Genomic DNA, 26,427 nt, shown 5'->3' on the forward strand with positions numbered 1-26,427 from the left:
GCGCTGTCCCCGTCTCGCGAGCGTACGGTTTCTGACGGAAAACAGCCGATTTCCATCACAATCCGTACTCCCGCGGAGTCGCACGTCCGCACTCCCCCGCGCTGCCCGGCGTTGCCCCGTCGCCCGCGCTGTCCCCGTCTCGCGAGCGTACGGTTTCTGACGAAAATCAGCCGATTTCCATCACAATCCGTACTCCCGCGGAGTCGCACGTCCGCACTCCCCCGCGCTGCCCGGCGTTGCCCCGCGTCCCCCATGTCGCCCGCGCCGAGCGCGTCGTCCCCGTGCCGCCCGCGCTGTCCCCGTCTCGCGAACGTACGGTTCCTGACGAAAATCAGCCGATTTCCATCACAATCCGTACTCCCGGGAACCGTCAGCCCCGCCGCCGCGTCCGACATGGTGTGGAGGACCTCGTCGTCGCCAGCGAGGCACTGGCTGCCGGCAGGTTGACCCGCCAGGTCCTGCGGACGTCGTACGTCAAGCTGCACCACAACGTCTACGCGCCGGTCGACATGACATTGACCGCAGCTGACCGGGCACGCGCAGCCTGGCTCTGGTCCCGCCGCGAGGCCACCGTCGCAGGGCTGTCGGCCGCAGCACTGCTGGGTGCCAAGTGGTTGCCCACGGACGAGCCTGCCGAACTCGCGCGCGTCCGCGCGGCATTCGCTCCCGGGATCGTCGTACACCGGGGCAGCATCGCCGACGACGAGCTGTGCCTGGTCGAGAGCATCGACACGACCACGCCCATCCGAACCGCCTACGACATCGGCAGGCGAACCCGCGGTGATGCCGCAGTGATCCGCATCGACAGCTTGCTCAACGCGACCCGGTGCACCCCGGCCGAAGTCAAGGCGCTGGCCGCGCGCTATCCCAGGGCGCGCGGTCACCGACTCCTGCGGTCCACCCTCGACCTCGTCGACGGCGGCGCCGAATCACCCCAGGAAACCCTTCTGCGGTTGTTGCTGATTCGCAACGGTTTTCCGCGCCCTGTCACTCAGATCGCGGTGACCGACCAGCACGGCAGAGTTGTTCGCCGCATAGACATGGGTTGGCCGCAACACCTGGTCGGAGTCGAGTACGACGGCGGCCACCACTGGACCGACCCCGACGCTCACGCCGCGGACATCACCCGGCTGGAGTTTCTGGCCGCGAGGGGCTGGCTGATCATCCGAGTCAGCTCGCGTCAACTGCGCTCCGAGCCGGAAGGTATCTGCGCCCGGGTCGACGACGCACTGAGACGGCGCCGGTTGATCCGGAAGCTCCCAGTGTCTCAGTAGGTGTAGAACCCCTTGCCGGACTTCTTGCCGAGTTGGCCGGCCTCGACCATGCGCAGCAGCAGCGGCGGCGGCGCATAGTGCGGATCCTTGTACTCGTCGTACATCGAGTCGGCGATCAGCTTCATCGTGTCCAGCCCGATCAGATCGGACAGCTTCAGCGGTCCCATCGGATGCGACAGACCGGCGACCACCGCGGTGTCGATGTCCTCGACGCTGGCCACGCCGGCCTCGGCCATCCGGATCGCCGAAAGGAGGTAGGGCACCAGCAGCGCGTTGACGATGAAACCCGAACGGTCGCCGCAGCGCACGACCTTCTTGCCCAGGGCGTCGCCGGCGAACTTCTCCACGTTGGCGACGGCTTCGGGGGCGGTGACGAGGGTGTCGATCACCTCGACGAGCGGCAGCACCGGCACCGGGTTGAAGAAGTGCAGCCCCAGCACGCGGCTCGGATTCTTGGTTGCCGCAGCAATTTTCATGATCGGGATGCTGGAGGTGTTCGACGCCAGGACCGCCTCGGGATCGGTGACGACCTCGTCGAGCTGGGCGAAGACCTTGGCCTTGACGGCTTCGTTCTCGACGATGGCCTCGATGACGAGCTGGCGGTCGGCCATGTCGGCGAGCTCGGTGGTGTAGCTCAGCCGCGCCATTGCCACCTCGAAGTCGTCGGCTGCGAGCTTGCCTTTGGCCTTGGCCCGCTCCAGCGACGCGGTGATGCGCGTGCGTCCGGCGTCGACCAATTCCTCGGAGGGTTCGTACACCAGCACCTGCGCGCCGGCCTTTGCACACACCTCGGCGATGCCGCCGCCCATCTGCCCGGCGCCCACGACACCGACTCGTTCGATACTCATCTGCCTTCTTTCCGATAGCGTCAGACCCCGCTCAAGATTTCTGAGCGGGGTCTGCGCTGTCAACTCCGGCGAGCGCGCGAATCGTGTCCGCGCTACGCGTGGCGCGGTACAGACCCGCGCGCTCGCGGTGCTGATGGATCAGCTCAGTGGCTACAGCACCGGTTCCACTTCCTTCGTCAGTGGCTACAGCACCGGTTCCACTTCCTTCGTCAGTGGCTACAGCACCGGTTCCACTTCCTTCGTCAGTGGAATTGGCCCTCTTCGGTCGAACCGGCCAGCGCGGTGGTCGACGACGTCGGGTCCACCGTGGTGGCGATGCGGTCGAAGTAGCCGGCGCCCACCTCGCGCTGGTGCTTGGTGGCGGTGTAACCGCGCTCCTCGGCAGCGAACTCGCGCTCCTGCAGGTCGACGTAGGCCTTCATCTGCTCGCGGGCGTACCCGTAGGCCAGGTCGAACATCGAGTAGTTCAGCGCGTGGAAGCCGGCCAGCGTGATGAACTGGAACTTGAAGCCCATGGCGCCGAGTTCCTTCTGGAACTTCGCGATGGTCGCGTCGTCGAGGTGCTTGCGCCAGTTGAACGACGGCGAGCAGTTGTAGGCCAGCATCTGGTCCGGGAACTCGCTCTTGACGCCCTCGGCGAACTTCTTGGCCAGCTCCAGGTCCGGGGTGCCGGTCTCCATCCAGATCAGATCGGAGTACGGCGCGTAGGCCTTGGCGCGGGCGATGCACGGCTCGAGACCGTTCTTCACCCGGTAGAAGCCCTCGGCGGTGCGCTCACCGGTGATGAACGGCTGGTCACGCTCGTCGACGTCGGAGGTGATGAGCGTGGCGGCCTCGGCGTCGGTGCGCGCGATGACCACGGTCGGGACGTCGGCGACATCGGCCGCGAGGCGGGCCGAGGTCAGGGTGCGGATGTGCTGCTGGGTCGGGATGAGCACCTTGCCACCGAGGTGGCCGCACTTCTTCTCCGAGGCCAGCTGGTCCTCCCAGTGCGAGCCGGCGACACCGGCGGCGATCATGGCCTTCTGCAGCTCGTAGACGTTGAGCGCGCCGCCGAAGCCGGCCTCACCGTCGGCGACGATCGGGGCGAGCCAGTTCTCCACCGAGCGGTCGCCCTCGACCTTGGCGATCTGGTCGGCACGCATCAGCGCGTTGTTGATGCGGCGCACCACCTGCGGCACCGAGTTGGCCGGGTAGAGGCTCTGGTCGGGGTAGGTGTGTCCGGACAGGTTGGCGTCACCGGCGACCTGCCAGCCCGACAGGTAGATGGCCTTCAGGCCGGCACGCACCTGCTGCACGGCCATGTTGCCGGTCAGCGCGCCGAGCGCGTTGACGAAGTCCATGTCGTGCAGCTGCTCCCACAGCACCTCGGCGCCGCGGCGGGCCAGGGTGTTCTCTTCGACAACATGCCCCTGCAGAGCGACGACATCAGCCGGCGAGTAGGTGCGGCTGACGCCCTTCCAGCGCGGGTTGTGGTCCCAGTCGTGCTGGATCTGTTCGGGGGACTTCGGGGTGCCCACAGTCGACATCAGGTGGCTCCTTCATGCGGTTGTTAACGCTCCAGCTTCTTCACTGGTGTGCTAACTCGAGGATGCATCAAGCCATAACCGCAGGTCCACTTGTTTTGATTGCCAACTTTCGCCAACGCGGTCGGTTAACTTGCAAAGTTTGCAAAGTCGATCTTGGACTGAACCGGTTCAGTAGTTACCGCCCGGTAACACATCTGTGCAGGTCAGTACGCCCGTACTGTTAAACGCGCCGAATCAGAGCGGGAAGATCGAGGCGATCGCTTTCGTCTCGTCGCCGACCGCATATGTGAGCGTTGTAACAGTGCGATCGGCCAGGGCGGGACCGAACTGACCGGTCGAGCCGGGCGGATAGACGTGGGTGAGGATCTCCAACTTGTCGCCGAGCGCGACCGGCGCATCGTGTTCGATGGTGACCCGGATCGGGCCGCGAAGCAGCTCCGGGGCGCCGAAGAGATGGTCCTCGATCACCGACCAGTAGACGGAATTGTTCATGTGGTCGAACAGGTCGATGTCGGCGACCCGCACCGGGTATTCGCGGATCTCGCTGGCGTCCTCCCGGCTGCCCGCCCTCAGATACGCCTTCCAGCGCAGTCGCGTCTCGGTCGTGGTCCGGCGCAGGCCCTCGATGAAATCGTCGGCGATGCGCGCCGGCCCCTGGGTGTCCCGGTTGATGTTGATCCAGAACGCCTCTGACTCCATGAGCCCGCCGCGGCGGCCGTCGATGCGCACCCGCATCTCACACCAGCGGTTCGACGTCCCGGAACACCACCGCCGCAGCCGCAACGTGTCCTGGAACTCGATCGGCCGGATGAGGTCGATCATGGTGCGCCGCACGATCCACAGCGGATGGGTCTCCTCGAAACCGAGCTGGCGCAGGTGGTCTTGGCCGACGTCCTGAATGTGCCGGGTCGCGGCGTCGAACCGCAGCCGGCCGGTGCGGTCGATGTCGGCGACCCGCAGGGGCCAGTTCTGGTCGAAGACGTCGGGGTGCGGATCCGGCACCGGCATCATCACCTTGGCCAAGCCGGCGGCCGGCTTCGACGACGGTCCGGTCGACGCAGGCGGGACAGCCGAATCCCCGGTGGTACTCACGGATCCCGATACTGCCACACCCCGACCATTTGCCAACACTGCAAATATTTCCTTTGCACCGTTGTTATGGTGGTTGACGTGCCCAAAACGTTCGTCGGCGCCAGGGTCCGGCAGCTCCGCAGCGAACGCGGATTCAGCCAGGCGGCGCTGGCGCAGATGCTCGACATCTCGCCCAGCTACCTCAACCAGATCGAGCACGACGTGCGGCCGCTGACGGTGGCCGTACTGCTGCGGATCACCGAGGTGTTCGGCGTCGATGCGACGTTCTTCGCCTCCCAGGACGACACCCGCCTGATCGCCGAGCTGCGCGAGGTGCTGCTCGACCGTGACCTCGACGCCGACGTCGAGCCTGCCGAGGTCGCCGACATGGTCGCCGCGCACCCCGCGCTGGCCAAGGCGATGGTGAACCTGCACCGGCGCTACCAGCTCACCACCACCCGGCTGGCCGCCGCGACCGAGGACCGCTTCAACGACACCGGGTCCGGCTCCGGGTCGGGCTCCATCTCGATGCCGCACGAGGAGGTGCGCGACTACTTCTACGAGCGGCAGAACTACCTGCACGATCTCGACACCGCCGCCGAGGAGCTCACCACCGGGATGCGGATCAACCGCGGCGATCTGGTCAGCGACCTGGCCGACAGGCTGCGCATCGTGCACGGGGTGACGATCATCCGTCGCATCGACCTCGGCGAGGGCGTGCTGCATCGCTATGACCCGATGTCCAAACGGCTGCAGGTCAGCGCCCACCTGTCGGCAGGGCAGACGGTGACGCGGCTGGCCGCCGAACTGGCCTATCTGGAGTACGGCGGCCTGATCGACCGGCTCGTCGAGGAAGGGAAGTTCACCGGCGAGGAGGCCCGCAAACTGGCCCGCAAGGGGCTGGCGAACTACTTCGCCGCGGCCACGGTGCTGCCGTATGCCCAGTTCCACGAGGTCGCCGAGAACTTCCGTTACGACATCGAGCGCCTGTCGGCCTTCTACTCGATCAGTTACGAGACCATCTGCCACCGGCTGTCCACGCTTCAGCGGCCGTCCATGCGCGGCGTGCCGTTCTCCTTCGTCCGCGTGGATCGGGCGGGCAACATGTCGAAACGTCAGTCCGCCACCGGCTTTCATTTTTCCTCCAGCGGCGGAACGTGCCCGCTGTGGAACGTCTACGAGACGTTCGCCAACCCGGGCAAGATCCTGGTGCAGATCGCCGAGATGCCCGACGGGCGCAGTTACATGTGGGTGGCGCGCACCGTGGAGCGGCGCGCGTCGCGCTATGGTCAGCCCGGCAAGACGTTCGCGATCGGCCTCGGCTGCGAGCTGCGCCATGCCCAGCGGCTGGTCTACTCGGAGGGCTTGAACCTGAGCGGTGAGAACGCGACCCCGATCGGTGCGGGCTGCCGGGTGTGCGAACGCGACGACTGCCCGCAACGCGCGTTCCCCGCTCTCGGCCGCGCACTCGACATCGACGAGCACCGCTCGACGGTGTCGCCGTACCTGGTGAAGCCGTCATGAGCCCGTCACCGGCCGGCATCCCGCCGGGCGGCTTCAAAGAACTCGGTCCGGTCAACTGGGTCATCGCCAAGGTCGGCGCCCGAGGCATCCGCCGACCCCGGTTCAGCCTGATGAACGTGCTGGGCCAGCACCGTCTGCTGTTCCCGGTGTGGCTGCCGCTGTCGGCCTACCTGCTCTACGCCGGCAAGCTGTCACGCCGCGACGCCGAGACCGTGATCCTGCGCGTCGGCCACCTGCGCGACTGCGAGTACGAACTGCAGCAACACCGCCGCCTGGCCCGCAGCCGCGGCCTCGACAAAGCCTTCCAGGCCAAGATCTTCGAGGGACCCGACGCCGAGGGCCTGACCGAGCGCGAGCGGGTGCTGATCACCGCGACCGACGAGTTCGTCGTCACCCGCTCGGTGTCCGCGCAGACCTGGCGGGCGCTGGCCGGCCATTACACCCGCGCCCAGCTCATCGAATTCTGCATGCTGGCCGCCCAGTACGACGGCCTGGCCGCGACGATCACGACACTGCAGGTCCCCCTCGACTTCCCGGACTGAGCACCCGCCCAGCGCTACCATCCGTACATGATCCGCGTCACGTCAGCGCCGACGAAGTGGTGACCGTCGCCAACCCGTGGCGGCACCCGCCCGGCGTTCCCCGCTGTGAGCCGCCCCGCGCCGAGGGCACGTTCTTCCTTCCCAGCGGACGCCGCCTCGGTTACGCCGAGTTCGGCGACCCGTCGGGACCGCTGGTGTTGTGGTTCCACGGCACGCCCGGCGGACGCCGACAGCTCCCGATCGTCGGCCGCCGCGCGGCCGAACGGCTCGGCCTGCGGGTGGTCCTCCTCGAACGCGCCGGCTCCGGGCTGAGCGATCCGCATCGCTACGAGCGCATCGGCGACTGGGCCGCCGACATGGCCCACGTCGCGGATGTGCTGGGTGCCGAGAAGCTCGGCGTGGTCGGCCTGTCCGGTGGCGGGCCGTATGCGCTGGCGTGTGCGGGCATGCCGGCGCTGCGCGACCGCGTCGCCGCCGTCGCCGTGCTCGGTGGCGTCACACCGTCGGTCGGACCCGATGCGACCTGCAGCGGAGCCATCGCGCTGGCCCGCCGGTTCGCGCCGTTGATGTCGGTGATGCGCAGGCCTTTCGCCACCGCCACCGCGTCCCTGCTGACGCCGGTCATCCCGCTGGCACACCTGGCCTACAAGGGGTTGGCGTCGGCGATGCCCGACGGCGACAAGCAGGTGTTCGCGAACCCGGACATCGAGGCGATGTTCATCGACGACATCGTCCACGTCGCCAACGGCCGGTTCCAGGCCCTGCTCGACGACGCCCGGTTGTTCGGCCGCGACTGGGGATTCCGGCTGGCCGACGTCGCGGTGCCCGTGCAGTGGTGGCACGGGGACGCCGACTCCATCATCGGACTGGCCGACGCCCAGGCGGCCGCGGAGCATCTGCCGAACGTCGAACTGCTACTGATGCCCGACGAGAGCCACCTCGGCGGGTTCGCCAAGGCCGACGACGTCCTCGCCTTCGTGCACCGGCACCTGAGCGGGTCAACAGAGGTCGGCGGCGATGGCGACCCGGTCCCCGCCGCGGGCCTTGGCCTGGTACATGGCCACGTCGGCGGCGGTGATCACCTCAGCAAGGTCTGACCCGGGCCGGGTGCAGGTCGCCAGGCCGATGCTGGCTGTGACGACCGGCCGCGCCGGTGCCGAGACCGCCGTCCGGATACGTTCGGCGACCCCGGCCGCCTGAGCCGCCGGGATCCGGTCGACGACGAGGAATTCCTCGCCGCCCCACCGCACCACCACGGCGTCGCTGCGCACGCTGTCGCGAATCCGGCGCGCGGTGCGGATCAGCACCTCGTCGCCGACGGCATGGCCGTGCGTGTCGTTGACGACCTTGAATCCGTCGACGTCGATCAGGAACGCGCACAGGTCCGTGTCTCCGTCCACGCGCGCATCGAGTCGTTTCATCGACACCGTCAGGCCGCGCCGGTTGGTCAGCTCGGTCAGCGGATCGGTCAGCGACTGCATGGAGCTGTCCTGCAGCAACCAGAAACCGAACTGCAGCGCAGGCAGGATGCACACGGTCACCAGCAGCGCGATGACCGCCCGCGACACCGCCACCTGCAGGCCGTGCTCCGGCATGCTGGCAGCCAGCCAGACCGCGATGGCCCCGACCGAGAGCAGGCACCAGCCGATGTGCACGAGGTGCAGCCGCGGGCCGTGGAAGAACACGACATACCCGCCGGCGCACAGCAGGATCGGGATACCCGACATCGCCAGGTTGGCGTCGCCGAACAACACCGTCGACAGCGTCATGATCATGTCGACGTAGATCACCAGCACCGCCGACTCGCGCGCCGACGGCCAGCGCAGCAGCATCCAGCGCACTGCCCAGGCCAGTGAGCCGACCGCCGTCACGGCCCAGCCGATCCGGAACAGCGCACCGTCGGCCCCGGGCGGGACCACGACGTTGATCGCCGCGAGGATGCCCATCACCGCACCGATGCCGGCGATGACATAGCGCAGCGGGGTCAGCAGCCCACGGCTGCGCAGGAAGTCGATACGCCACTGGTAGTCGTCGCGCTGCTGCCACCACTGCCGCAGCAGACCAGGATCGGCGCTCTCCCCCACCGGATCAGTCTAGGAATGTGCCAGTGAATACCGTGGGGAAACGTCGATCCACGTCATAGCTGAATTCAGCGATCGCCAGCTACGTCGCCGGCGGCGCTACAGGTAGGTCACGCCGAGCACGATGAGCGAGAACAACACCGGTGAGATCGGCAGGCCCCACAGAAACGCCGCCCAGATCTCGCCCGTGCGGGTCTTGCCGCGAAACGCCCGCCAGCCCAGCAGTCCCGACAGCACGCCGACCGCCAGCGACACCCCCGCCACCACCAGCACCCACTGAGCGACGTCGTTGGTCGCGACCGCCGCCGAGATACCCGCCAGCCACAAAATGTGACCGATGGCCAGCCCGCCGATGCCGGCTATCCAGATCGCCCTCAATTAGAAGTTGATCATGTGGCCGGCCAAGCCGTGGAAGCACTCCTGCAGCGCCTCGGACATGGTCGGGTGCGTGTGCACGTTGCGGGCCAGCTCGTTGGACGTCAGGTCCCACTTCTGCGCCAGCGTCAGCTCCGGCAGCAACTCGGACACGTCGTGACCGATCAGGTGACCGCCGATCAGTTCGCCGTACTTGGCGTCGGCGATCAGCTTGACGAAGCCGCTGGGATCGCCCATGCCGTGGGCCTTGCCGTTGGCGGTGAAGGGGAACTTGGCGACCTTGACGTCGTAGCCCTCCTCGCGGGCCTGCTCCTCGGTGAGCCCGAAACTGGCCACCTGGGGCTGGCAGAACGTGGCGCGCGGCATCATCCGGTAGTCACCCAGCGCGAGTGTCTCGGCGCCGCCGATGGTCTCGGCCGCGACGACGCCCATGGCCTCGGCGACGTGGGCGAGCTGCAGTTTGCCGGTGACGTCGCCGATGGCATAGATGTGCGGCTTGTTGGTGCGCATGTAGTCGTCGATGGCGATGCCGCCGCGCTCGGTCAGTTCGACGCCGGCCTTGTCCAGGTCGAAGCCCTCGACGTTCGGGACGAAGCCGATGGCCTGCATCACCTTGTCGGTCTTGATTTCGGTGGACTTGCCGTCCTTGCTCACGGTGACGGTGACGGAACCGTCGGCCCCCTCGTCCCTGATCGATTCCACCTTGGTGCCGGTCATGATCTTCACGCCGAGCTTCTTGAACTGCTTCTCGATCTCCTTGGAGATCTCGGCGTCCTCGTTGGGCAGTGCGCGCGGCAGGAACTCGACGATCGTGACGTCCACGCCGTAGTTCTTCATGACGTAGCCGAACTCCATGCCGATCGCGCCGGCGCCGGCGATGACGATCGAGCCGGGCAGCTCGCGCTCCATGATCTGCTCTTCGTACGTGACCACGTTCTCCGACAGCTCGGTGCCCGGCACCAGCTTGGTGTGCGCGCCCGTGGCGATGATGGCGTTGTCGAAGGTGACTTCCTCGGTCTCGCCTTCGTTGAGATCGACGACGATGGTGTGGTCGTCTTTGAACTTGCCGTAGCCCTGGATCTCGGTGATCTTGTTCTTCTTCATCAGGAAGTGCACGCCGGCCACCCGGCCGTCGGCGACCTTGCGGCTGCGGTCGAAGGCCACGCCGTAGTCGAAGCTGGCCTCCCCACTGATGCCGAAGGTCTTGGCCTCCTTGGTGAAGATGTGCGCGAGCTCGGCGTTGCGCAGCAACGCCTTGGACGGGATGCACCCGACATTCAGACACACACCGCCCCAGTACTTGGGTTCGATGATGGCGGTGTTGAGCCCGAGCTGGGCGGCGCGGATGGCCGCGACGTACCCGCCGGGACCGGCTCCGAGAACGACGACGTCATAGTGGGTCACGGTTCTCACCCTAACGGGGTCGGCAAGGCGAGCGCGCTCTCGGTGAGGGCGTCGATCAGCACAGGGTCGTGGCTGACGAGCACGACGGTCGACCCGGTGCCCGCCATGTCGCGAAGCAGAGACACCACCGAGCCCGTCGCGATGGGATCGAGCATTGCCGTCGGTTCGTCGCACAGCACCAGCAACGGCCCGCCGTCGCCCTGGGTCAGCACGCGCCCCAGGCAGGCTCGTTGCAGCTGCCCGTCACTGACCTGGCCGGGATAGCGCTCCAGCAGCGCGGTGTCGAGGCCGACACGGGCGGCGGTCTGCTCGGCCGACGAGCGGAAGCCGCGGCCCGCACGGATGGCCAGCGGTTCGTCGATGATCTGGCGCAGCGTCCAGCGCGGGTTGCAGACCAGCCGCGGGTGCTGGGCCAAAAGCGCGACGGAACCGCGGCGCGGCCCAGACGCACCGCTCGCGGACGCAGGATTCGACGCGCCGCTCGCGGACGCAGCCCCGTAGCGGATCTCTCCGGCGTGCGGCCTCTGCAGCCCGGCCAGCACGCGCAGCAGCGTGGTCTTGCCGCTGCCCGACGCACCCGTCACACCCGTGATGGCGCCGGCCGGCGCGGTCAGGTCCACGCTGTCGAGCACCGTCCGCCCACCGAATCTGACGGTGAGGCCGGTGGCGTACAGGTCACCGGTCATGCCGGCACCGCGTTCAGCAAGGCCCGCAGGTACGGGTCGGTGCTGGCCAGGGCGGCGTCGAGGGGCAGCTGGTCGAGCACGCGGCCGCGCGCCATGACCGCGACGTCGTCGCACTTCTGCGCGCGCAGCAGCGACGGCATGTCGTGGGTGATGACCAGTACCCCGGCACCCTCGGCGCAGGCCTGCCCGAGGAGGTGCCACACCAGCTCGGCGTTGCCCGGGTCGAGCGCCGAAGTCGGTTCGTCGGCCAGCAGCAGGGCCGGGCGCCCTGCCAGCGCGGCGGCGAGCGCGACGCGTTGGGCCATGCCCCCGGACAGTTCCCCGGGATAGCGGTCGACCACGGCGGCCGGCAGTGCCACGGCCGCGCACAACTGCTCGGGGTTGCGGTCGGCGCCCAGGCGAGCGCAGATCTCGGCGAGTTGAGAACCGACGGTGCGCACCGGGGTGAACGACGTCGCCGCGGACTGCGGCACCAGGCCGATGCGGTGTCCGCGCAGTGCGCGCCAGCTCTTCTCGTCCCGCGCGTCCATGTCGGTCTCGCCGACCCGCACCGTGCCGCGCACCCGCGACCCCGGAGGCATCAGACCGGCCAGGGCGGCGGCGACCATCGATTTGCCGCAACCGGATTCGCCGATCAGAGCGGTGACGCAGCCGGCGCGCACCGTGAGGTCGACGCGGTCGAGCACGGCCACCGAGTCGGTGCCGCGGCCCCGGCGCACCGCGATGTCGGCGCTGAAGCCGCGCAGACTCGCGACGACGGCCCTCACCACACCCGCCCCACAGGTGGCTGATGACGGCGCCGGGCCAGCGTGCCCACTGCCGCGAACGTCAGTGCCGTCGCGATCAGCGCCGCGGCCGGCACGGCCAGCGTCCACCAGGCGCCGGACAGAATGTCGCCGCGGGCCTCACTGAGCAGCGTGCCGAGGCTGGCCCGGTCGGGCGAGAGCCCAACGCCGAGGAAAGACAGCGTCGACTCGTGCCACACTGCGTGGGGAAGCAGCACGATCATCGCGACCAGCGCCTGACCGGTCACCGCCGGGATCAGGTGCCGGCGGGCGATGAATCCCGGCGACGCACCGGCCAACTGCGCAGTCTCGACCCAGCCCGCCTCGGCGACGGCGAGCAGCTCCGCGCGGACCACGCGGGCGACGGCCGGCCAGTGGGTCAGCGCGATGGACGCCACGATCGCCAGCGGGGCACCTCGCCACATCGCGGCGATCACGATGCCCACCACCAGATGCGGCAGCGCGTTGAAGCCGTCCACCAGACGCATCACCACCGCGTCGACCCAGCCGCCCACGAGCGCGGCGCCGACGCCGATGGCCAGCCCCAACGCCGTGGCCGCGAGGGCACACACCATCGCGATCAGCAGCGACACCCGCAGCCCCTCGGCGGTGCGCACCAGCAGGTCGTACCCGGAGTGATCCGTTCCGGCGAGGTGGCCGGCACCGGGAGGTTGCAGCGCGGCACCGAAATCGGCGACCTGCTCGCCGGCGAGCAGCGGAATGCCCACCGCCGCAATCACGATCGTGCCGAGCAACAGCCACGGCCAGCGCGGCATCCGCAGCGGGGACAGGGCGGTCGAGGCGCTCATGCGACCATCGCGATCCGCGGGTCGATGGCCACCGCGGCCGCGTCCGACAGTGCCGATCCGGCCAGCACGGCTGCCGCCGCACCCACGGTCAGCGCAGCCAGCAGCGGAAAGTCAAGAGCCGCAGCTGATTCGACGAGGACCGCGGCCATCCCGGGCCAGCCGAACACGGTTTCGACGATCGCGGCGCCGGCGATCAGTTCGGGCAGTCGGGTGCCCAGCAGTGCCAGGGTCGGCAGCACCGAGACCGGCGCGATGTGGCCGCGCAACAGCGCCCAGCCGTGCACACCGCGGGAGCGGGCGCCGCGGACCGCGTCGGAGTCGACACTTTCGATGACGGCCGCACGGGTGGTCAGCAGCAGCCACGGAACCATCGACACGCTCAGCGCAAGCCACGGCAGTATCGCGTGCTGCAGTACGCCCGCAGGGGTGTAGCCCGCGCCCGGCGCGGCCGCGCCGGACACCGGAAGCCAGCGCAGGCCCACCGACACCACCATCACCAGCATCAGCGACACCACGAACGGCGGCACGGCGGCCAGTGCCACGGACAGGCCCGTGCACACCCGGTCGAGGATTCCGCCACGGCGCATGCCGGCCACACACCCCAGCAGGAGGGCCACCACGGTGGCTGTGAGCAGCGCCGCGCCCGAGAGGCCGAGCGTGAAGGGCATCCGCTCGGCCAGCACCGTGCTCACCGGCTGCGACTGGGTCGACGACCATCCCAGGTCCCCGCGCAGCAGACCCCCGATCCACTGCCACCACGCCTGATACCAGGGCATCTCGGTGTCGTAGGCGATGCGCATCGCCGCACGCTGGGATTCGGTGGCGAACTGGTAGTTGGCCCCGAGATAGGCGGCCAGCGGGTCGAGCGGGGACAGTGACGCGACGGCGAACATCGCGGCCGAGATGGCGACAGTCAGCGGCACCGCCACGGCGGTCCGGACCGCCAGCAGGCGGACGGCGGCCCGCCCGCGGCTACGCGGAGTCCAGCCGACGGACTCGACGGCCGGACGGTCGAGCGTGGCCGGCGTGCTCAGCGCGTCCACGCGGCGAGGTTCCACCACGGCCCCCACGTCACCCCGTGCGAATGCGGTTCCATGATCGACGCACTCTGGTTCCAGCCGAGGTCGCGGTAGGCGTAGGTGTGGTCGAGGAACACCAGGAACACCTGTGAGGGCTCGGCCGCATACGTGGCTTGAATCCGTTGATAGACATCGTCTTTCTCGGGGCCGGGTGGCAACTGGGCGGCGCGCTCGAGCATGCCGTCCAGACCCGCGGCGGTGAAGTTGCCCGGATTCGAGTACGGCGAGGAGTCCGGCACCCGGGTGTGCAGGGTGTCATAGACCTGGGAGTCGATGCTGTACGGCTTGGCTCCGCCGCCCAGCACGACTGCGGAATCGCCGAACCGCGTATCGATTTCGTCCCAGCTGGTGCCGCGGGGGCGTACGTCGATGCCCAGAGGCTTCATCGCTGCCGCAAAGGCGACCGCCAGATCGCGACGCAACGTGTCCTGGGCGTTGTACAGCAGCTCGAACGACGCTCGGGCACCGTCCTTTTCGCGTATTCCGTCCGAGCTCACGCGCCAGCCGGCAGCGTCGAGCATGCTGCTGGCCTCGTCGGCGTCGAAGGCGTACTGCGCATCGGGGTTGTATGCGGCGCCGTAGGCTTCGGCGACGGGCGTGCTGGCCTGCCTTCCGTATCCACGCAGGACATCGCGCACGATGGCGTCCCGGTCGACCCCGAGGTTCATCGCCAGCCGGGTCTGCACCTCGGCGGTGAACGGGTTACCTGCGGGCAGTGCGATGCCGCGCCAGTCCGCCGAGTTCACCGCGACCGTCGCGACGTCGTCGGCGTTGAGCGAGTCGATCAGCCGCGGTGGAAGATTGGTGCCGTCGACCGCACCCGAGGCCATGCTCTGCGCCCGGCTGTTGTCGTCGGGGGTGTAGGTGTAGACCAGCCTGTCCACCTGCGCCGGGGTACCCCAGTAGTCCTCCCTCGCCACCAGCACCGCCTGGTCGGGCCGCAGGCTGTCCAACCGGTAGGGGCCGGTACCCACCGGTTCGGTGTTGACCGCCCAGTCCCCGGCGGGCGCCGACTCGACACGCTCCGACGGCAGGATCCCCAGCAGCAGGTAGGGCCGCGGATCAGCCGCGGTCGCCAACTCGACGGTCACCGCCTCCGGGCCGTCCGGTACCACGGACACGATCGGAGCGACGGCCGTGGCGATCTCCGAGGCCACCGCCGGGTCGGCCACTGCGGCGTAGGTCGCCACCACGTCGGCGGAGTCGAACGCAGTTCCGTCGGAGAACTGCACTCCCGCGCGCAGCGGAATCCGCCACCGGTTGGGCCCGGCCGGCTCGGGCGCGCCCTGCGCCAGCGCCGGAGCCAGGTCGGGCACCACATCGTCGGCGGTGGCACTGGGACGGTAGAGGCCCTCGTAGATGGGCGACACGCCCGATTCGGCGTACCCGTTGACGGGATTGTAGCCGCCCAGTTCGTAGCCCTCCGCGAGCACGATCTGCGTGTCGTCGGCGTCGTTCGATGTCGGCGCGGCGCAGCCCGCCGCCGCCAGCACCGCGGTCGCCGCCAGAGCACCCCTCACGGTCGATTTCACATGTCTATCTGAACACATGAGGAGTTGATGTGCTGACGAGACCCCAGCCAGAGGCTGATCCCACCGGGACGGGCGGCGCGCCTGGCCGCAGTACGCCCTAGCCCTGCGGCAACGGACACACCGCGTCGAACTCGGCATCCCCCTCCGACACCACTCGGGTGCCGTGGCTCTGCGGACGCACACCGCGCTCGTAGTCCGCGCCGGTCACCGGGGGGGACTGGTCGAGGGCCCGGTTCTCGTCGTCGGTGAATGCCCGTCCCCGGGACAGGAATCGCATTCCCTCAGGGGCCTCCAGGCTGAACCCGCCGCCGCGACCCGGCACCACGTCGATCACCAGTTGTGTGTGCTTCCACGCCTCGAACTGCGGACCGGAGATCCACACCGGCACCCCGTCCCCGACATCGAGGACTCCCAGCAGCACGTCGCGGTCCCCCACCACGAAATCGCCGTTCGGGTAGCACATCGGCGACGAGCCGTCGCAGCAGCCGCCGGACTGGTGGAACATCAACGCTCCATGCCTGTCCTGCAGGGTGCGCAGCAGTTCGGCCGCGGCCTCGGTCACCAGTGCCCGGTTCGGTGCGTCCATGTCCTCCATTGTGGCCCCGCCCGCCGATGCGCGCCGCGACCTTGCCCACCTTTCGGATAGGCGCGGAACCGAACCGTGCCCCGCCGCGACCAATGACACAGGGATACCGGGAGGAAAAATGTTCACGCTCGCCGATACGCCGGTCAAGTTCGTGGCCCTGCTCGCGCTGTTCGCCTGGTGCACCGTGTGGTGTACCTACGAGCTGACCCGCCGACAGGACGCCCGGCAGCGCATCTCCAATGCCGCCCATCTCACGATGGCGGTGGTGATGCTGCTGATGGTGGCCAGACCGACCTGGGTGGCGCTCACGGCGCTCGTGCCCACCTCGGCACTGGTGGCGGCGTTCGCCGTGGGGACGGCGTGGTTCGGCTGGCTGGCGGTGGACGGCTTCCGGGCCGCCGACCGTCGCGCCGGTCTGCACTTCTGCGGGCACGCGACCATGTTCGCCGCGATGACCTGGCATCTGGCCGCGATGGCGGTGAAAGCGCAGCACTCCGCGGGGCACCAGGTCATGAGTCACCAGGGCATGGGTCACGGCGGCATGAGTCACGGCGCCACGGGCCCCGGCGCGCAACCGGGGACGGCGATGTGGGTGTTCGCGCTGATCGGTGTGCCGTTGATGACCTATCTGCTGGCCGCCGGCGTCATCGCGATCCGCGAGCTCACCCGCCCGCGCGTGGCCGAGCTCGAGCAGGCAACCACCGGCGCCGGGGTGGCTGTGCTCACGCCGGCCGGACCCGAGCGAGGTTGCCACGAGCTCCGCGCGGTCGGGAGCACGGCGCACCGGCTCGCCGCCTCGTGCGACGTCGCGATGAACTTCGGCATGTTCTGGATGAGCACCGGTCTGCTGGTGCCGATCCTGCCATTCTTCACGGTGTTCGCCTTCTAGGTCCCGGCTTCGGTCGCATCCCGCAGGGCCCGGATCGCCGGGGCTGTCGACGGCGGCAACAGCAGCCGCCGATCGGTCGGATAGCGCACGTCCAGCTCGACCGTGCCCGCGAAGCGGTAGGGCTGGGCGGCGAGCAGTCCGGCGAACTGCTTGCGCAGCCGCGACATCTCCACCCGCACGGTGACCACCCGGGAACGGTCGCCGTACAGATCGTCGGCCAGCTGGGGAGCGGTCCGGCCCTGGGGCGAATCGGCCAGCACACAGAGGATCTCGGCGTGCCGCAGCGACAGGTCGTGTCGCCAGGAGCCGAACTCGCCGGCCAGGCACAGCGACGGCCGGTCCGGGTTGCTGAGATCCACGGTCACCCGCGACAGGGCGGGACCGTCCTCGTCACCGATCCCCGAGTCACCCGCCAGCCGCACCAGCCAGCCGCCCGGCAGCGGCTCGACGGCACACATGCCCAGCGTCGCCAGCCACACCCTGCCGGGCCCGAGGTGCTCGGGCAGCAGGATCCGGTTGTGCAACGGCATCGCGTCGACGGCGGCCACCCAGCCCTCGGTGTCGACGGCCAGCGCGGGGGCGTCCAAGCGGGCGAGGATCGGTGCGGCCAGCGCGCGCAGCCGGTTCAACGTGCGGTCGTGCTCGGCGCGCAGGTGCGATTCGGCCAGCCGCGCCACGGCGTCGACCAGCGCGATGGTCGTCGGGTGCACGGTCGCGGCGGGACCGGAGACGTCGACGACACCCAGCACGTGTCCGGTACGAGGGTCGCGGATCGGTGCCCCCGCGCACGTCCACGCATGGTGGCTGCGCAGGAAGTGCTCTGCGGAGAACACCTGCACCGCACGCTGGGAGACCAGCGCCGTGCCGATCGCGTTGGTGCCGACCGCACCCTCGCCCCAGTTGGCGCCCTCGACGAAACCCAGCCGGTCGGCGTTGTGCAGCACCGACGGCGAGCCGCTGCGCCACAGCACCCGGCCCTGCGCGTCGGCGACGACGAGGATGTTCTCGCCGTCGGCGACCAGGGACTCCAGCCCGTGCGAGATCTCGCCGAGCACCTCGAGCAGCCCGGAGGACCGGCGCAACGTCTCCAGCGCGCCGGCCTCGACGACCGGCTCGGCGTGCTCGTCGGCGACCCGCTCGTGCATCCCGCGCGCCATCATCCGCTGCCAGCTCTGCCCGATGACGTCCCGCGGCCGCGCGGGGGCCCGGTGACCGGCCATCGTCGCGTCGTAGACCGCCGACATCAGCCGCGCATAACTGCGCGGATCCTCTCCGACGGCGACCGCGGGCTCAGGCACGGGCGGACTGCCTCCATAGCTGGGCATCGTCACCCAGTGTGCTCTCCATCTCAGCGGTAGACCAGACCGCCGTCGATCAGACCGGCCTGCCCGGTCATGTAGTCGGCGTCGGGTCCGGCCAGATAAGACACGAAGCCGGCGACGTCCTCGGGGGTCTCGGCGCGGCCCAGCGCGATGCCGCCGACGAACTTGTCGTAGGTCTCGCCTTCGGCGGCACCGGTCAGGTCGGCGAACCGCTTGTCGATCTCGACCCACATGTCGGTGCCCACCACGCCCGGGCAGTAGGCGTTGACGGTGATGCCGTCGGCGGCGTGCTCCTTGGCGGCGGCCTGGGTCAGCGCGCGCACCGCGAACTTCGACGCGCTGTACACCCCGAGCATGCCGAACCCGTCGTGGCCGGCGATCGACGAGGCGTTGATGATCTTGCTGATCTTTCCCTGTTGCTGGTTGTCCAGCTCTTTGAACTTGGCCACCGCGGCCTGGATGCCCCACAGCACCCCGTTGACGTTGATCGCCCAGACCCGGTTCGCCTCCTCGGGCGTCACCTCACCGACCGGCCCGACCAGTGCGATACCGGCGTTGTTGACCATGATGTCGAAACCGCCCAGGGCGGCGGCAGCGTGGTCCACCGCGGCGAACACCTGCCCGCGGTCACTGACGTCGGCAACGAACGTCGTTGCCTTGCTGCCGATCTCGGCGATCTCACCGGCGACGTGTTCGATGCCGTCGGCGCGGGTGTCCACCAGCGCCACCGCCGCACCGTCGCGAGCAAGCCGTAGCGCGATACCTCGGCCGATACCGCGTGCCGCACCGGTCACCAACGCAACCCTGCCGTCGAGAGCCATGACTATTTCCCTTCGTTCGGGTCGACCAGAACCTTCATCTTCGTGCCGGCGTGCAGCGCCTCGAACCCCTCGTCGATCACGTCGTCGAGCGGAATGCGGGTCACCCACCCGGTGGTGTCATAGGCGCCCTCGGCCATCAGCGCGATCACCGCCTCGAAGTCGGCGCCGGTGTAGCACAGCGAGCCCTGGATCCGGGACTCGTTCATGACCAGGTTCAACAGCGGTGTCTCCAAGGGTTTCTCGTAGATGGCGACGCTGACCATCGGCTTGCGGGAACCGACACAGGCCAGCGCGGTGGCCACCGCCGGGGTCACCCCGGCGGCGTCGAACACGGCGTCCGCTCCGGCGCCCCGGGTGTGCTCGGCGATGAAGGCGGGCACGTCTGCACTGCCCGGATCCAGTGTCGTGGCGCCGAGCGCCTCGATCGCGGCACGGCGCGTCGGTGACGGTTCGACGACGAAGACGTCCTCGAGACCCTTGCCGCGCAGTGCGAACCACAGGCCGATCCCGATGGGTCCGGCACCGAACACCATGGCGGTGTCGCCGGCAGAGACGTCACCTAGTGTTGCGGCGTGGTAGGCCACCGACATCGGCTCGACGAGCGCGCCGAGTTCCAGCCCGACGCTGTCGGGCAGCCGGTGCAGCATCTCGGTCGGCACGATGCTGAACTCGGCCATGCCGCCGTCGGACATCAGTCCGTGGAACCCGATCTGCGCGCACACGTTGTAGTTGCCGGCCCGGCACGGTGCGCAGGTTCCGCACCGGTACACCGGCTCGACCGCGACCCGGTCGCCCTCGCTCCACCCGGTCACGCCGTCGCCGACGGCCGTGATGGTGCCGGAGAACTCGTGGCCCATGGTCAGCGGCAGCTGCGCCCCGGTCAGCGGGTGCGGTTCGGTGGGCACGAAGATCGGCCCGGCGTAGTACTCGTGCAGGTCGGTGCCGCAGATGCCGTTGTAGCCGACCCGCAGCTTGACGGTGCCCGGCCTGGGCTCGGGCTCGGGCACGTCGTCGATCTCGAGCTTGTTCGGTCCGTAGTAGACAGCTGCTTTCATGCCCGCAGTTGTATGTGACGGGCGACACAGCGCGAAAGAGTTGCGAGGGGTTGCACCGGCAGTCTCGAGGGTTGCACGGGCAGCGTGCAACGCTTCGCAACTCTTGCCCGCCGCCGATCCAGCGGTGTGTCCTGGCTCACATGACTTCCACTCTCGATCCGCAGACCGCTCCCGATGTGACTCCCGCCCAGCGTGTCGACGCCTGGCTGGCCGACTTCGAGGCCGCCCTCGCCGTACGCGACATCGACCGGGTCGCCGGCATGTTCGCCGTCGACAGCTTCTGGCGTGACCTGGTGTCGTTCACCTGGAACCTCAAGACGATGGAGGGCCGCGAGCAGATCACCGACATGCTCACCACACGGCTTGCCGGCACCGACCCGTCCGGCTTCCGCACCCGGGAGACCCCCACCGAGGACGAGGGCGTGACCACGGCGTTCATCGAGTTCGAGACCGCCGTCGGCCGTGGGGTCGGGCACCTGCGACTCAAGGACGAGGACGGGGTGCCCCGGGCATGGACGCTGCTCACCGCGCTGCAGGAGCTCAAGGGCCACGAGGAGCCCAAGGGCCCGAGCCGGGTGCTCGGCGCGGTGCACGGCGACGATCCCGACCCTCGGTCGTGGGCGGAGAAACGCGCCGAGGAGGAGGCCGAGCTGGGCCGCAGCATCCAGCCCTACGCTCTGGTGATCGGCGGTGGCCAGGGCGGCATCGCGCTGGGGGCGCGGCTGCGCCAGCTCGGCGTGCCGGCCATCGTCGTCGACAAGCACGAGCGGCCCGGTGACCAGTGGCGCAAGCGGTACAAGTCACTGTGCCTGCATGACCCGGTGTGGTACGACCACCTGCCCTATCTGCCGTTCCCGGCCAACTGGCCGGTGTTCGCCCCGAAGGACAAGATCGGCGACTGGCTGGAGTTCTACACCCGCGTCATGGAGGTGCCGTACTGGTCGAAGACCACCTGCACATCGGCCTCGTTCGACGAAGAAGCCAACCGGTGGACGGTCGAGGTGGACCGCGACGGCGAGAAACTGACCCTGCACCCCACCCAACTGGTGCTGGCGACCGGAATGTCGGGCAAGCCGAACATCCCCACGTTGCCGGGTCAGGACGTCTTCCGCGGTGACCAGCACCATTCGTCGGCCCATCCCGGACCGGACGCCTACGTCGGCCGCAAGGCGGTGGTGATCGGTTCCAACAACTCGGCTCACGACATCTGCAAGGCCCTCTACGAGAACGGCGTCGACGTGACGATGGTGCAGCGCTCGTCGACCCACATCGTCAAATCGGACACGCTGATGGACATCGGGCTCGGCGACCTGTACTCCGAACGCGCGCTGGCGGCGGGCATGACCACCGAGAAGGCGGACCTGACGTTCGCGTCGCTGCCGTACCGGATCATGCACGAGTTCCAGATCCCGCTGTATGACCAGATGCGCGAACGCGACAAGGAGTTCTACGACCGTCTCGAGGCGGCGGGCTTCGAACTCGACTGGGGCGCAGACGGTTCGGGACTGTTCATGAAGTACCTGCGCCGCGGCTCGGGCTACTACATCGACGTCGGCGCCTGCGATCTGGTCGCCGACGGCCGGATCAAGCTCGCGCACGGACAGGTCGACCACCTGACCGAGAACGCGGTGGTGCTGGCCGACGGCACCGAACTGCCCGCCGACGTCGTGGTGTATGCGACCGGATACGGCTCGATGAACGGCTGGGCCGCCGATCTGATCGGCCAGGACGTCGCCGACCGGGTCGGCAAGGTGTGGGGCCTGGGCAGCGCCACCCCCAAGGATCCGGGGCCGTGGGAGGGCGAGCAGCGCAACATGTGGAAGCCGACCCAGCAGCCCAACCTGTGGTTCCACGGCGGCAACCTGCACCAGTCCCGGCACTATTCGCTGTACCTGGCGCTGCAGCTCAAGGCCCGCTACGAGAACATCCCCACCCCGGTCTACGGCCTGGCCGAGGTGCACCACCTGAGCTGATCCGACCCGCGCGAGACGCTGGAGCCGAGATCGACGTGAGGGTTGCGATTCGTCGGCGATGCCGCGGCGATGACAGCCCCCGTGTCGATCTCGCCTCCAGCGCGGTGGGGACGGTGACGAGGCGCTACGCGGCGGCCGTGGACTGCCGGATCTGGTTGCCGCCCGCGCGCTTCGCCTCGTACATCGCCATGTCGGCGTTGGCCACCACCCGCTCGACGAGGGCGCCGATGTCGCCGGCCGCGTCCGTCACCGTGACCCCGGCGATGCCGAGGCTCGCGGTGACCCCCCACCGGGTGGCGGCGATGGCCGAGCAGAGCCGACGCGCCAGCAGCTCGACCTCGCGGGGCTGGGTGGCCTGGGCGACGAGGAACTCTTCACCGCCGATCCGGGCCGCGATCACACCCGGACCGCTGACCTCGCGGATCCGCGCGGCGACCTCCACGATCACCTGGTCCCCGACGGCATGACCCCGGGTGTCGTTGAGACGCTTGAAAGCGTCGAGGTCGATCAACACCACGCTGAACGACACCGCGCCGCGGCGCGCCGCCTGCGAGATGAGGGCGCGCGACGACCGTCGGAACCCCCGTCGATTCGCCAGGTTCGTCATCGGGTCTGTCGACACCGCGTCGTTCCACAGCAGCCGCACCAGGATCTGCCCACCGAACGGCACCGTCATCAAGGCACCGCTGGACAACAGCAGCGTGGCCACGCCCAACGCCGGGTCGCCGGTCAACCAGGTGCGGACCGCACACGCCACCATGGTGCCGAGCGCCACGCCCACCGTGAGCACCAGCAGCCGCGAGCTGTGGAAGGACGCCACGTAGGCGGCGAGTCCGACGAACCCCCAGCAGGTCAGCAGCCCCGCGTGCGGGTCTGCCGGGGTGAGAGCCACCACGGCGATGGCCACGCTGCCGACGAGGGAGAAGACCGCCGATTGCCCACGGCTCGGCCAGCGCACCGCATAGAAGACGGCCAAACCGGCGAAGTACGCCGCCGCTGCCAGGGCAACCGCCTGCCCACCGGCCGGGCTGACCGGCATCAACGTCGCGGCGACGGCGAGCACCGCCACGACCACGGCCATCAGCGCCCGCGAGAACCCGAGCAACCGGCGGGACGCGAGGTATTCCGACAGCCAGTCATACCGGTCCGGCTGCCGCCACCACCGGCGGATGTGGATCACTCCGAGCCCCCGACGCTCACCGGTGGTGATGCTACCGGGACCTCCCGTTGGCGCGACCGGTTCGGACAGGACCGCAGCGGATGCGCAGAATGGGGGCGTGACCGACACCGCGCCGCACGACCACGACCCGACCGACCCGTACCTGTGGCTCGAGGACGTCACCGGTGACGATGCGCTGGCGTGGGTGCACAAGCACAACGAGCCGACGGTCGCCGAACTGACCGGCGACCGGTTCGAACAGCTGCGCGCCGAGGCGTTGGAGGTGCTCGACACCGACACCCGGATTCCGTACGTGCGGCGCCGCGGCGAGTACCTCTACAACTTCTGGCGGGACGCGACCAACCAGCGGGGCCTCTGGCGGCGGACCACGCTGGACAGCTACTGCACCGAGAAGCCCGACTGGGACGTCGTCATCGACGTCGACGAGTTGGCGCGCACCGACGATCGGAACTGGGTGTGGGCCGGGGCCACCGTCATCGAACCCGACCACGACCGCGCGCTGATCAGCCTGTCGCCCGGCGGATCGGATGCCGCGGTCGTGCGGGAGTTCGACATGACCACCCGCACGTTCGTCGACGGCGGCTTCGAGCTGGACGAGGCCAAGTCACAGACCACCTGGGCAGACGAGGACACTCTGCTCGTCGGCACCGACTTCGGCGAGGGGTCGCTCACCGCGTCGGGCTACCCGCGCATCGTCAAGCGGTGGCGGCGGGGCCAGCCGCTCGAGCAGGCCGAAACGGTGTTCTCGGGGTCCCCCGACGACGTCATCGTCGCGGCGTCGGTGGACCGCACGCCCGGCTTCGAGCGCACCATCATCAGCCGGGCGCTCGACTTCTTCAACGAAGAGGTCTACGAGCTTCGCGGCGGCGAACTGATCAGGATCGACACCCCCACCGACGCGAGCATCTCCATCCACCGCGGCTGGCTGCTCGTCGAGCTGCGCACCGACTGGTACTACAGCCTCGAGACCGGTGTCGAGGAGTACCGGGCCGGTTCGCTGCTCGCCGCGGACTACGACGAATTCCTCGCCGGCACAGCGCGACTGCACGTGGTGTTCGCTCCCGACGCGCACACCTGCCTGCACCACTACGCCTGGACGCAGGACCGGCTGGTGGTGGTCACCCTGGCCGACGTGGCCAGCCGGGTCGAGGTGTTCACCCCGGGCACCTGGGACTCGCACGCCGTGTCGGGTCTGCCGGAGAACACCAACACCTCCATCGTGGCCGCCGACCCGCACGGCGACGAGATCTTCCTGGACTGCAGCGGTTTCGACACGCCGTCGCGGCTGCTGCACGGGGCCGCAGGCGGCGCGCTGACCGAGGTCAAGCGGGCGCCGTCGTTCTTCGACGCCGCCGACCTGGAGGTCACGCAGCACTTCGCGACCTCCGACGACGGCACCGCCGTCCCGTATTTCGTTGTGGGCCACCGGCATCGACAGGGCCCCGGTCCCACGCTGCTGGGCGGATACGGCGGGTTCGAGGTGGCGCGCACCCCGGGATACGACGGCGTGCTGGGCAAGCTGTGGCTGTCCCGCGGCGGCACCTACGTGCTGGCCAACATCCGCGGCGGCGGCGAGTACGGCCCGACCTGGCACACCCAGGCGATGCGGGAAGGCCGTCACCTGGTGGCCGAGGACTTCGCGGCGGTGGCGCGGGATCTGGTGGCCAGGAACATCACCACCGTCGCCCAACTCGGCGCCCAGGGCGGCAGCAACGGCGGTCTGCTGATGGGCATCATGCTCACCCAGTACCCGGAGCTGTTCGGGGCGTTGGTGTGCAGCGTGCCGCTGCTCGACATGCGCCGGTTCCACCTGCTGCTCGCCGGCGCCTCCTGGGTGGCCGAGTACGGCGACCCCGACAACCCGGACGACTGGGCGTTCATCTCGAAATACTCCCCCTACCAGAACATCTCCGCCGAGCGCCGTTACCCGCCGGTGCTGATCACCACCTCCACCCGCGACGACCGCGTCCACCCCGGACACGCCCGGAAGATGACCGCGGCGCTGGAGGCCGCCGGCCATCAGGTGTCCTACTACGAGAACGTCGAAGGCGGCCACGCCGGTGCCGCCGACAACCCGCAGATCGCCTTCCGCGCGGCACTGATCTACGAGTACCTCTGGCGGACACTGGACGGGAGCTGACATGACCTTCACCTACCGGGCTCTGCTGGCGGCGGGGACCGTCACCGCGCTGCTGGTCAGCGGCTGCACCCGCGACGTCACCGGAACCGCCGTCACGGCCTCCGGCGGGGCGGACGCCTGCGCGACGGTCGACGCGCCGCTGGCCGACATCCCCACCACCGACGCGGGCGAGCCCCAGTTGCGCATCCCGGTCCCCAGCGGCTGGAAACGCAACTCGATGATGGACAGCCGGGTGATCCGGTACGCGATCGTCGCCGAGAAATTCCGAACCCGGGGGTTCGCCACGAACGCCGTGGTCACCCTCGAATCTGCGCGCGGCACCAACGAGACGCCGACCGAGATCTTCGACCAGAACCGGAACAACCTCGTCGAAATCATGGGTGCCAGTGACCTGTCGGTCGAGACGAACACCACCTGCGGGTTCCCCTCGGAGACAACGCGGTACACGGCTCCGAAAATGGGCCTGGCCCCGGAGCGACCGGTCATCATGCATGCGGTGGTCGCCGAATCCGATCCCACGTGGCTGGCGACGCTGACCATCCAGACCACCGAACCCGACGATCCACAGTTCCGCCGCGACGCCCAGCAGATCGTCGACNNGACGACCTCGACGGTGTTGCTGAGCGCGGGCGCGCTGGCGCTGCTGCTGGCGATCGTGGTACCCGGATGGGACGCCGCCACACTGCCCCGGCGTTCGGTCAAACGGCGGATCTACTGGACGGGAACAGGCGTGGGCATCGTGCTGCTGTTCCTCGGCGGCCTGCCCGACGTGCAGAGCGCGCTCGCGTTCGTCGCCGCCGCGGCGATCCTGATGACGGGCTGGGCGTACTTCCGCACCCCGAACATCAAGCTCGGCGGCCGGATCCGATCCGCGGACGCGGCGCAGCGTGAGCCCGACCCGCCGGCGGTGTAACGCCCGGCC

The 26,427-nt window shown here is 69.1% G+C and carries 24 protein-coding genes; 8 read left to right on the forward strand and 16 right to left on the reverse strand.

What is annotated here, in order from left to right; genetic code table 11:
• The first annotated feature begins 398 nt into the window (after nt 1-398).
• On the forward strand, nt 399-1,274 hold the full coding sequence (locus J3476_RS25530) for an endonuclease domain-containing protein (RefSeq protein ID WP_207069087.1): 876 nt from the start codon (nt 399-401) through the stop codon (nt 1,272-1,274).
• On the opposite strand, the gene J3476_RS25535 is transcribed toward J3476_RS25530, so the two are convergent.
• The 3 genes from J3476_RS25535 to J3476_RS25545 all read right to left on the reverse strand — a co-directional run bounded on the left by J3476_RS25535 (nt 1,268) and on the right by J3476_RS25545 (nt 4,662).
• Nucleotides 1,268-2,122 (reverse strand): 3-hydroxybutyryl-CoA dehydrogenase, encoded by an 855-nt coding sequence (locus tag J3476_RS25535; protein ID WP_207069088.1) that lies wholly within the window; start codon nt 2,120-2,122, stop codon nt 1,268-1,270. The two genes, J3476_RS25530 and J3476_RS25535, sit on opposite strands and share 7 nt — an antisense overlap.
• 242 nt (nt 2,123-2,364) lie before the next feature.
• Complete coding sequence (gene aceA, locus J3476_RS25540) at nt 2,365-3,651, reverse strand: isocitrate lyase (protein ID WP_207069089.1); 1,287 nt, start codon at nt 3,649-3,651, stop codon at nt 2,365-2,367.
• Nucleotides 3,652-3,885: 234 nt separating this feature from the next.
• Complete coding sequence (locus tag J3476_RS25545) at nt 3,886-4,662, reverse strand: acyl-[acyl-carrier-protein] thioesterase (protein WP_207069106.1); 777 nt, start codon at nt 4,660-4,662, stop codon at nt 3,886-3,888.
• Nucleotides 4,663-4,821: 159 nt separating this feature from the next.
• On the opposite strand from J3476_RS25545, the gene ramB reads away from it, so the two are divergent.
• From ramB to J3476_RS25560, 3 genes are read left to right on the forward strand one after another with little or no spacing between them, the layout of a single operon-like run.
• Nucleotides 4,822-6,246, forward strand: coding sequence for an acetate metabolism transcriptional regulator RamB (ramB, locus tag J3476_RS25550; RefSeq protein WP_207069090.1), 1,425 nt, complete (start codon nt 4,822-4,824; stop codon nt 6,244-6,246).
• A complete protein-coding gene (locus J3476_RS25555; RefSeq protein ID WP_207069091.1) occupies nt 6,243-6,788 on the forward strand; it encodes a carboxymuconolactone decarboxylase family protein in 546 nt (181 codons plus the stop codon). The genes ramB and J3476_RS25555 overlap by 4 nt, the downstream gene beginning before the upstream one ends.
• Before the next feature lie 59 nt (nt 6,789-6,847).
• On the forward strand, nt 6,848-7,885 hold the full coding sequence (locus tag J3476_RS25560; RefSeq protein WP_207069092.1) for an alpha/beta fold hydrolase: 1,038 nt from the start codon (nt 6,848-6,850) through the stop codon (nt 7,883-7,885).
• Here J3476_RS25560 and J3476_RS25565 read toward each other — a convergent pair.
• The 9 genes from J3476_RS25565 to J3476_RS25605 all read right to left on the reverse strand — a co-directional run bounded on the left by J3476_RS25565 (nt 7,787) and on the right by J3476_RS25605 (nt 16,125).
• The gene (locus J3476_RS25565; protein WP_207069093.1) at nt 7,787-8,872 is read right to left on the reverse strand and encodes a diguanylate cyclase; all 1,086 of its coding nucleotides are present in this window, start codon (nt 8,870-8,872) and stop codon (nt 7,787-7,789) included. The two genes, J3476_RS25560 and J3476_RS25565, sit on opposite strands and share 99 nt — an antisense overlap.
• Nucleotides 8,873-8,968: 96 nt before the next feature.
• The gene (locus J3476_RS25570) at nt 8,969-9,247 is read right to left on the reverse strand and encodes a hypothetical protein (protein ID WP_207069094.1); all 279 of its coding nucleotides are present in this window, start codon (nt 9,245-9,247) and stop codon (nt 8,969-8,971) included.
• Nucleotides 9,248-10,648 carry a dihydrolipoyl dehydrogenase gene (gene lpdA, locus J3476_RS25575; protein ID WP_207069095.1) on the reverse strand — a complete coding sequence of 467 codons (1,401 nt, stop codon included), beginning with the start codon at nt 10,646-10,648 and terminating at the stop codon, nt 9,248-9,250.
• Between the two features lie 5 nt (nt 10,649-10,653).
• Nucleotides 10,654-11,334 carry an ABC transporter ATP-binding protein gene (locus J3476_RS25580; RefSeq protein ID WP_207069096.1) on the reverse strand — a complete coding sequence of 227 codons (681 nt, stop codon included), beginning with the start codon at nt 11,332-11,334 and terminating at the stop codon, nt 10,654-10,656.
• Nucleotides 11,331-12,101 (reverse strand): ATP-binding cassette domain-containing protein, encoded by a 771-nt coding sequence (locus tag J3476_RS25585; RefSeq protein ID WP_286183750.1) that lies wholly within the window; start codon nt 12,099-12,101, stop codon nt 11,331-11,333. Before J3476_RS25585 ends, J3476_RS25580 begins: the two co-directional genes overlap by 4 nt.
• On the reverse strand, nt 12,098-12,928 hold the full coding sequence (locus J3476_RS25590) for an ABC transporter permease (RefSeq protein WP_286183752.1): 831 nt from the start codon (nt 12,926-12,928) through the stop codon (nt 12,098-12,100). The genes J3476_RS25585 and J3476_RS25590 overlap by 4 nt, the downstream gene beginning before the upstream one ends.
• Nucleotides 12,925-13,971, reverse strand: a complete 1,047-nt coding sequence (locus J3476_RS25595) for an ABC transporter permease (RefSeq protein ID WP_373889118.1) — start codon at nt 13,969-13,971, stop codon at nt 12,925-12,927. Before J3476_RS25595 ends, J3476_RS25590 begins: the two co-directional genes overlap by 4 nt.
• The gene (locus J3476_RS25600) at nt 13,959-15,557 is read right to left on the reverse strand and encodes an ABC transporter substrate-binding protein (RefSeq protein WP_207069098.1); all 1,599 of its coding nucleotides are present in this window, start codon (nt 15,555-15,557) and stop codon (nt 13,959-13,961) included. Before J3476_RS25600 ends, J3476_RS25595 begins: the two co-directional genes overlap by 13 nt.
• Before the next feature lie 79 nt (nt 15,558-15,636).
• On the reverse strand, nt 15,637-16,125 hold the full coding sequence (locus J3476_RS25605) for a DUF779 domain-containing protein (RefSeq protein WP_207069099.1): 489 nt from the start codon (nt 16,123-16,125) through the stop codon (nt 15,637-15,639).
• A 118-nt stretch (nt 16,126-16,243) separates the two neighbouring features.
• On the opposite strand from J3476_RS25605, the gene J3476_RS25610 reads away from it, so the two are divergent.
• Nucleotides 16,244-17,014: a DUF5134 domain-containing protein gene (locus tag J3476_RS25610; RefSeq protein WP_207069100.1), complete on the forward strand. Its 771-nt coding sequence runs from the start codon at nt 16,244-16,246 to the stop codon at nt 17,012-17,014.
• On the opposite strand, the gene J3476_RS25615 is transcribed toward J3476_RS25610, so the two are convergent.
• From J3476_RS25615 to J3476_RS25625, 3 genes are read right to left on the reverse strand one after another with little or no spacing between them, the layout of a single operon-like run.
• The gene (locus tag J3476_RS25615) at nt 17,011-18,339 is read right to left on the reverse strand and encodes a helix-turn-helix domain-containing protein (protein WP_207069101.1); all 1,329 of its coding nucleotides are present in this window, start codon (nt 18,337-18,339) and stop codon (nt 17,011-17,013) included. The two genes, J3476_RS25610 and J3476_RS25615, sit on opposite strands and share 4 nt — an antisense overlap.
• A 23-nt stretch (nt 18,340-18,362) precedes the next feature.
• On the reverse strand, nt 18,363-19,157 hold the full coding sequence (locus J3476_RS25620; protein ID WP_207069102.1) for an acetoin reductase: 795 nt from the start codon (nt 19,155-19,157) through the stop codon (nt 18,363-18,365).
• 2 nt (nt 19,158-19,159) lie between these two features.
• Nucleotides 19,160-20,212 (reverse strand): 2,3-butanediol dehydrogenase, encoded by a 1,053-nt coding sequence (locus J3476_RS25625; protein ID WP_207069103.1) that lies wholly within the window; start codon nt 20,210-20,212, stop codon nt 19,160-19,162.
• A gap of 140 nt (nt 20,213-20,352) precedes the next feature.
• Between J3476_RS25625 and J3476_RS25630 the strand changes: the two genes are divergently transcribed.
• Entirely contained in the window at nt 20,353-22,185 is a 1,833-nt protein-coding gene (locus tag J3476_RS25630; protein WP_207069104.1) for an NAD(P)/FAD-dependent oxidoreductase, read from the forward strand.
• Nucleotides 22,186-22,309: 124 nt separating this feature from the next.
• Here J3476_RS25630 and J3476_RS25635 read toward each other — a convergent pair whose 3' ends face one another.
• The gene (locus J3476_RS25635) at nt 22,310-23,365 is read right to left on the reverse strand and encodes a diguanylate cyclase (protein ID WP_207069105.1); all 1,056 of its coding nucleotides are present in this window, start codon (nt 23,363-23,365) and stop codon (nt 22,310-22,312) included.
• Between the two features lie 97 nt (nt 23,366-23,462).
• On the opposite strand from J3476_RS25635, the gene J3476_RS25640 reads away from it, so the two are divergent.
• Together J3476_RS25640 and J3476_RS25645 are read left to right on the forward strand one after the other, a co-directional pair.
• Nucleotides 23,463-25,505, forward strand: coding sequence for a prolyl oligopeptidase family protein (locus tag J3476_RS25640; protein ID WP_286183757.1), 2,043 nt, complete (start codon nt 23,463-23,465; stop codon nt 25,503-25,505).
• 1 nt (nt 25,506) lies between these two features.
• The gene (locus J3476_RS25645; RefSeq protein WP_286183759.1) at nt 25,507-26,418 is read left to right on the forward strand and encodes an LpqN/LpqT family lipoprotein; all 912 of its coding nucleotides are present in this window, start codon (nt 25,507-25,509) and stop codon (nt 26,416-26,418) included.
• Nucleotides 26,419-26,427 lie beyond the last annotated feature (9 nt).

The organism is Mycobacterium sp. PO1, from assembly GCF_017312405.1.
GTDB lineage: Bacteria > Actinomycetota > Actinomycetes > Mycobacteriales > Mycobacteriaceae > Mycobacterium.

What these genes read in the sequence shown, in the direction of transcription:
- J3476_RS25535 (WP_207069088.1), bottom strand. Translation starts at nt 2,122, where the DNA reads ATGAGTATCGAACGAGTCGGTGTCGTGGGCGCCGGGCAGATGGGCGGC.
- aceA (WP_207069089.1), bottom strand. Translation starts at nt 3,651, where the DNA reads ATGTCGACTGTGGGCACCCCGAAGTCCCCCGAACAGATCCAGCACGAC.
- J3476_RS25545 (WP_207069106.1), bottom strand. Translation starts at nt 4,662, where the DNA reads ATGATGCCGGTGCCGGATCCGCACCCCGACGTCTTCGACCAGAACTGG.
- J3476_RS25555 (WP_207069091.1), top strand. Translation starts at nt 6,243, where the DNA reads ATGAGCCCGTCACCGGCCGGCATCCCGCCGGGCGGCTTCAAAGAACTC.
- J3476_RS25580 (WP_207069096.1), bottom strand. Translation starts at nt 11,334, where the DNA reads ATGACCGGTGACCTGTACGCCACCGGCCTCACCGTCAGATTCGGTGGG.
- J3476_RS25590 (WP_286183752.1), bottom strand. Translation starts at nt 12,928, where the DNA reads ATGAGCGCCTCGACCGCCCTGTCCCCGCTGCGGATGCCGCGCTGGCCG.
- J3476_RS25600 (WP_207069098.1), bottom strand. Translation starts at nt 15,557, where the DNA reads ATGTGTTCAGATAGACATGTGAAATCGACCGTGAGGGGTGCTCTGGCG.
- J3476_RS25605 (WP_207069099.1), bottom strand. Translation starts at nt 16,125, where the DNA reads ATGGACGCACCGAACCGGGCACTGGTGACCGAGGCCGCGGCCGAACTG.
- J3476_RS25610 (WP_207069100.1), top strand. Translation starts at nt 16,244, where the DNA reads ATGTTCACGCTCGCCGATACGCCGGTCAAGTTCGTGGCCCTGCTCGCG.
- J3476_RS25615 (WP_207069101.1), bottom strand. Translation starts at nt 18,339, where the DNA reads ATGCCCAGCTATGGAGGCAGTCCGCCCGTGCCTGAGCCCGCGGTCGCC.
- J3476_RS25620 (WP_207069102.1), bottom strand. Translation starts at nt 19,157, where the DNA reads ATGGCTCTCGACGGCAGGGTTGCGTTGGTGACCGGTGCGGCACGCGGT.
- J3476_RS25625 (WP_207069103.1), bottom strand. Translation starts at nt 20,212, where the DNA reads ATGAAAGCAGCTGTCTACTACGGACCGAACAAGCTCGAGATCGACGAC.
- J3476_RS25630 (WP_207069104.1), top strand. Translation starts at nt 20,353, where the DNA reads ATGACTTCCACTCTCGATCCGCAGACCGCTCCCGATGTGACTCCCGCC.